General features: G+C 52.3%; 5 protein-coding genes, 4 tRNA genes and 1 other RNA gene. 2 read left to right on the forward strand and 8 right to left on the reverse strand.

The features are described 5' to 3' along the window. From BHU62_RS24390 to BHU62_RS24415, 6 genes are all read right to left on the reverse strand, one after another. Window positions 1–105 (reverse strand): GTP-binding protein (locus BHU62_RS24390; RefSeq protein ID WP_005651251.1); only part of this gene is annotated, 105 nt, incomplete at its 3' end. A 109-nt stretch (window positions 106–214) separates the two neighbouring features. Further along, window positions 215–290 (reverse strand) — tRNA-Thr (locus BHU62_RS24395). A 6-nt stretch (window positions 291–296) separates the two neighbouring features. After that, window positions 297–371, reverse strand: a tRNA-Gly gene (locus BHU62_RS24400). A 36-nt stretch (window positions 372–407) separates the two neighbouring features. Continuing rightward, window positions 408–523, reverse strand: a non-coding RNA gene (locus BHU62_RS24405) — RtT sRNA. A 46-nt stretch (window positions 524–569) separates the two neighbouring features. Next, window positions 570–654: transfer RNA gene (locus BHU62_RS24410), tRNA-Tyr, on the reverse strand. 25 nt (window positions 655–679) lie between these two features. Then, window positions 680–755, reverse strand: a tRNA-Thr gene (locus tag BHU62_RS24415). Window positions 756–1,151: 396 nt separating this feature from the next. On the opposite strand from BHU62_RS24415, the gene BHU62_RS24420 reads away from it, so the two are divergent. Together BHU62_RS24420 and coaA are read left to right on the forward strand one after the other, a co-directional pair. Continuing rightward, window positions 1,152–1,700 carry a GNAT family N-acetyltransferase gene (locus tag BHU62_RS24420; RefSeq protein WP_073534929.1) on the forward strand — a complete coding sequence of 183 codons (549 nt, stop codon included), beginning with the start codon at window positions 1,152–1,154 and terminating at the stop codon, window positions 1,698–1,700. A 219-nt stretch (window positions 1,701–1,919) separates the two neighbouring features. Further along, window positions 1,920–2,870 (forward strand): type I pantothenate kinase, encoded by a 951-nt coding sequence (gene coaA / locus BHU62_RS24425; protein ID WP_004929424.1) that lies wholly within the window; start codon window positions 1,920–1,922, stop codon window positions 2,868–2,870. A 49-nt stretch (window positions 2,871–2,919) separates the two neighbouring features. Here coaA and birA read toward each other — a convergent pair whose 3' ends face one another. Both birA and murB read right to left on the reverse strand, forming a co-directional pair. Continuing rightward, window positions 2,920–3,882 (reverse strand): bifunctional biotin--[acetyl-CoA-carboxylase] ligase/biotin operon repressor BirA, encoded by a 963-nt coding sequence (birA, locus tag BHU62_RS24430; protein WP_073534930.1) that lies wholly within the window; start codon window positions 3,880–3,882, stop codon window positions 2,920–2,922. After that, entirely contained in the window at window positions 3,879–4,916 is a 1,038-nt protein-coding gene (gene murB, locus BHU62_RS24435; protein WP_073534931.1) for a UDP-N-acetylmuramate dehydrogenase, read from the reverse strand. The genes birA and murB overlap by 4 nt, the downstream gene beginning before the upstream one ends. Window positions 4,917–5,263 lie beyond the last annotated feature (347 nt).

Genomic DNA, 5,263 nt, shown 5'->3' on the forward strand with positions numbered 1-5,263 from the left:
TACGGTAGTGATCGCTGCAGTCAGGGTAGTTTTACCGTGGTCAACGTGGCCGATAGTACCGACGTTAACGTGCGGTTTTGTACGTTCAAACTTTTCTTTAGACATCGATTGTCCCTCTAAGACACGGATAAATCGGTGGTATCACCACATCAACCAAGCATTTGCTCGTTGAATCCAGAACAGAAAGAAAATCAGGGGGCGAGAAATTAAGAAGTGGTGCTGATAGGCAGATTCGAACTGCCGACCTCACCCTTACCAAGGGTGCGCTCTACCAACTGAGCTATATCAGCACATCTTGGAGCGGGCAGTGGGAATCGAACCCACATCATCAGCTTGGAAGGCTGAGGTAATAGCCATTATACGATGCCCGCATCCTGGAACTCGGCTACCTGATTTTTCTGTAGAATTTTGGGAAGGAGCAGGATTGTTCATCACTCGGCTCGCATCCTTCGGGCCGGCTGCGCCTAGCGCTGCACAGCTCGAACCTTGTCGAAGGCTTTCGCCTTCTCCTCCCGCCATCAACCGTTGCAGTATTTATCGCATCTCAGTTAATCGCCGAAGGCAAGATTTGGTGGTGGGGGAAGGATTCGAACCTTCGAAGTCTGTGACGGCAGATTTACAGTCTGCTCCCTTTGGCCGCTCGGGAACCCCACCAGATTTTAACTACTTGTGACTTGAATGGTGCCGGCTACCGGAATCGAACTGGTGACCTACTGATTACAAGTCAGTTGCTCTACCTACTGAGCTAAGCCGGCATCAAGTGCAGCGCATTCTAGGTAGAGCTGGCGGCCTATGCAACAAAAAAATTGCTTTACGCGCACTTTCGCTCATAAATCAGTCAATTTTGCATGCTGTCATGCAATTCGCAGCCTGCGGCGTGCAAACATTCATCATTCGCGGCAATCATTCTCTACAATTTTATCCACTTTTTGCAAGCCTGGAGCGCTCCTTTCTCCGTGTCGGGCTTCTCAAAACACCTAACCCGTATGGATAAACTGTGAGCAGGCTCGATGCACACAAAAGGGGATACCAGCCCCCAACTGCGGCGTGGACGACACTGATTCCTCACCCTTTTGCCGCCCCCATGCCTTTCGCCGCTCTGGCGCAGCTATTGCTTCTCTTCATTACCCCTATCCCAGGCGGAATGACCGATGCAAATAGTGCCTATCAACGCCGCTACGCTACCGATTTACCGCGATGAATTGGCCCACCTGTTGACCGACGCGGTCACGCACGGCGCTTCAGTGGGCTACGACATCTTAATCCCTCATGAAGACGCCGAGAGCTATTTCCACAGTCTGCGACCGGCCCTGGCCAAAGGTGAGCTGCTGCTGTGGCTTGCCCGCGACGAACGCGGCGTCGTGGGCACCGTGCAACTTGAGCTCTGTCAGAAGCCGAACGGCCGTAATCGTGCGGAGGTAGTGAAGCTGCTGGTACATAGCTGCGCTCGCCGCAACGGCGTAAGTCAGACGCTGATGAATACGCTGGAACAAGCGGCGCGGCAACATCAGCGTGAACTGCTGTACCTGGATACACAGGCCGGACCGGCGGCGGAAGCGCTTTCTCGCCACCTCGGTTATCGCTGCCTGGGCGAGTTGCCGGATTATGCGGCGGGACCCGATGGGTATTACCATCCGATCGTCACTTATTACAAACGCCTGTTCACCGTGAACCAGCCTTCGCGCGCCATCGCCAGCTAGCCTTCCGGCGGTATCAGGCCCCGATGATACCACCTTGCAACCCCGCGTTATCAACTGCGCGCCGCTTCGCACAATTGACATAAACTGCTGCCTATCGACAACTTTTGCGAAAAAAGTCTACGCCAAAAACGAAGCTGTCTATAATATGCAGCTTGTTTATTCTCTGGAGTTGGCGTCCGGCGCCTTTCCCAACCTGCGTTAACAGGCAGAATTTGGCTTATGATAAAAAGAGATCAATCTTTAGCAACGCCTTACCTACAGTTCGATCGTACCCAATGGGCTGCGTTGCGAGATTCGGTGCCGCTGACGTTGTCGGAAGAAGAGATCGTTAAACTGAAAGGGATTAACGAAGATCTCTCGTTGGAAGAAGTCGCGCAGATTTATCTGCCGCTGTCACGGCTGTTGAACTTCTATATCAGTTCCAACCTGCGTCGGCAGGCGGTGCTTGAGCAATTCCTCGGCACCGACGGGCAAAAGATTCCCTATGTCATCGGCATCGCCGGCAGCGTCGCCGTCGGCAAGAGCACGACCGCACGTCTGTTGCAGGCGCTGCTGAGCCGCTGGCCGGAACATCGCAGCGTAGAGCTGATCACGACCGACGGCTTCTTGCACCCTAACAAGGTGTTGAACGAACGCGGTTTGATGAAGAAAAAGGGCTTCCCGCAATCTTACGATATGCATAGCCTGGTGAAGTTCGTGTCCGAAGTGAAATCCGGTGCCAAACGCGTAACAGCCCCGGTTTATTCCCATCTGATTTACGACGTCGTGCCCGAAGGCAATAAAGTCATTGAGCAACCGGATATTCTAATCCTGGAAGGGCTTAACGTATTGCAAAGCGGCATGGATTATCCTCACGATCCGCACCGCGTGTTCGTTTCCGACTTTGTCGACTTCTCTATATATGTCGATGCGCCGGAAGCGCTATTGCAAAGCTGGTATATCAATCGTTTCCTGAAATTCCGTCAGGGCGCATTCTCTAACCCCGATTCTTATTTCCATAACTATTCCAAATTGCCAGAGCCGGAAGCGATTAATATCGCCACGCAATTATGGAATGAAATTAACGGGTTGAATTTGCAGCAGAATATACTGCCTACGCGCGAACGCGCCAGTTTGATCATGACCAAGAGCGCCAATCACGCCGTTGAAAGCGTGCGCTTAAGAAAGTAATCCTGCCGACTGTTCAAGGGGACGCCATCGTCCCCTTGTCTACTCTTTACTATTCGGCGCTGCGCAACGATATCTCTCCACCGATAAAGGGTTTGATCTCCCCATCTTGTTCCAGCAGCAGTGCACCCTGCGAATCGATTCCCCGGGCAATCCCCACAATCTGTCGATCGCCAATCAGCAGCTTGACCGGCCTGTCGATAAAGTTGTCCAAGACGCGCCAACGGCCAATAAATGGCGCCAACCCGTCTATCTCAAACTGTTTTAACGATTGACGCAATTCATTGAGCAGGGTTGCGGCCAGCTCATTGCGGTCGATCTGAATCCCCGCCTCCTGCAGGTTAATCCACCCCTGATTAATGGCACCGGCATTGGCATCACGCATCGCCAGATTGATGCCGGCGCCGATGACCAATTGAGCCGCATCGCCGGTTTTTCCCGTCAGTTCGACCAGAATTCCTGCCAATTTGCGATCGTTCAGGTAAAGATCGTTAGGCCACTTAACGCGCACGCCTTCCGCGCCAAGACGCTGCAGGACTTCTGCCATCACCATGCCGATCACCAAACTGAGCCCCATTGCGGCAGCCGGGCCCTGCTCCAATCGCCAAAACATCGACAGGTATAAATTGGCACCGAATGGCGAGATCCATTGCCGCCCACGGCGGCCTCGCCCCGCCTGCTGATATTCAGCCACGCAGGCGTCGCCGGAATGCAATTCAGCAATACGATCCAATAAATATTGGTTAGTTGAGTCGACCACCGGCAACACGCTCACGCGCTTATCTTCCAGCAGGCTGAGGATACGCTCGGCCTCCAGCAGCTGAATGGCGCCAGGCAGGCTGTAACCTTTCCCCGGTACGGTAAAAACGTCCAGCCCCCACTCGCGAATGGTGTGAATATGCTTATTGATCGCCGCCCGGCTCATTCCCAACGATTCGCCGAGATGTTCCCCGGAATGGAATTCGCCGTCGGCCAGCAGCGCAATCAGTTTTAACGGAACTTTGGTATCTTTCATGACAGCACCGCCACAGCATTCTGTTCCCCGGTCGCGCCAATAAAACGCACCTCTGGCTCCAGCCACACGCCGAACTTATCAGCCACCGAATTACGTACATGACGCGCAAGCGCCACCACATCCTGACTGACCGCGTTGTCGATATTCACTAACACCAGCGCCTGCTGACGATGCACCGCGGCTCCACCGATACGGTATCCCTTCAATTCGCATTGGTCGATAAGCCAGCCGGCAGCCAGCTTAACCTGACCATCCTGCTGAGGGTAATGCGGCATACCGGGAGCTTGCGCGATGAGTTCTGCAGCTTTCTCAGCGCTCACCAGCGGATTCTTGAAGAAGCTGCCGGCATTACCGGTTTCACGCGGATCTGGCAGCTTACTGCGACGCATGGCGCATACGGATTCAAATACCTGAAGCGGCGTCACCGTGGCGGGATCCAGCTTGGTCAGATCACCGTAGCTCAATTTCGGTTGCCACTGCTTGTTCAAACGCAGGCCGAGTCCAACAATGATATAGCCGGTTTGGAAACGGTGTTTGAAAATGCTTTCCCGATAGCCGAACCTACAGTTGGCGGCCGGCATGCGATCGATGGCGCCGGTAGAGAAGTCCAGCAGATCGACATACTCGCAAACATCTTTCAATTCGACGCCGTAGGCACCGATGTTCTGGATAGGCGCGGAGCCGGCCAATCCCGGGATCAATGCCAAGTTCTCCAGCCCACAGATACCGGCCTGCAGCGTATATTGCACCAGGTCGTGCCAGTTCTCACCGGAGCTGACGTGGAGATACCAGGCATCGTTATCTTCCCGAACATCGATACCCTTTAGTTGGTTGATCATTACCGTACCCGAAAAGTCTTCCAGGAACAGCACGTTGCTACCTTCACCGAGAATCAACAGCGGCTCCTGTCGCTTGCGCGTTTGTTGCCAAACCTTGAGCATCTGCTCAATTCTATCGGCCATGACCAGGTGCGCTGCGTTGACCGGGAGCGCAAAAGTATTGTGTTTTTTTAAAGACGCGCTTTCAGTAGACATAACGTTCAGTACCCATACGGAAATAATCTTTCGCCTAGTCTACTCGATTCGAGGCGTCTGGCTAATATTTGTTTTAATTAACGTGAAATTTATCGAATAATGCCCTGAAGAATTAAGATTTATCTTTGATATGACAGGATAATTCTTACCAACATACTTAAAAATAGGTGTTTTATTATTTGAGCAATAAGCTGGAGCAATCAATTATATATTGAGATCGTTACTTCTCTATTCGAAAACATTATTCCTGCTTATGAAAATAAACAGCGCATACTGAGAGAGATATTTTTCTAAGCAATAGATGTAATCATGGAATTTATTTTACGCATAGCAAAAAGCCCTGAACA

The organism is Serratia marcescens (genome assembly GCF_001902635.1).
GTDB lineage: Bacteria > Pseudomonadota > Gammaproteobacteria > Enterobacterales > Enterobacteriaceae > Serratia > Serratia marcescens_F.

Bases quoted from the DNA above. Each gene is read 5' to 3' on its own strand.
- murB (WP_073534931.1), bottom strand. From the start codon at position 4,916: ATGTCTACTGAAAGCGCGTCTTTAAAAAAACACAATACTTTTGCGCTC.
- birA (WP_073534930.1), bottom strand. From the start codon at position 3,882: ATGAAAGATACCAAAGTTCCGTTAAAACTGATTGCGCTGCTGGCCGAC.
- coaA (WP_004929424.1), top strand. From the start codon at position 1,920: ATGATAAAAAGAGATCAATCTTTAGCAACGCCTTACCTACAGTTCGAT.
- BHU62_RS24420 (WP_073534929.1), top strand. From the start codon at position 1,152: ATGCAAATAGTGCCTATCAACGCCGCTACGCTACCGATTTACCGCGAT.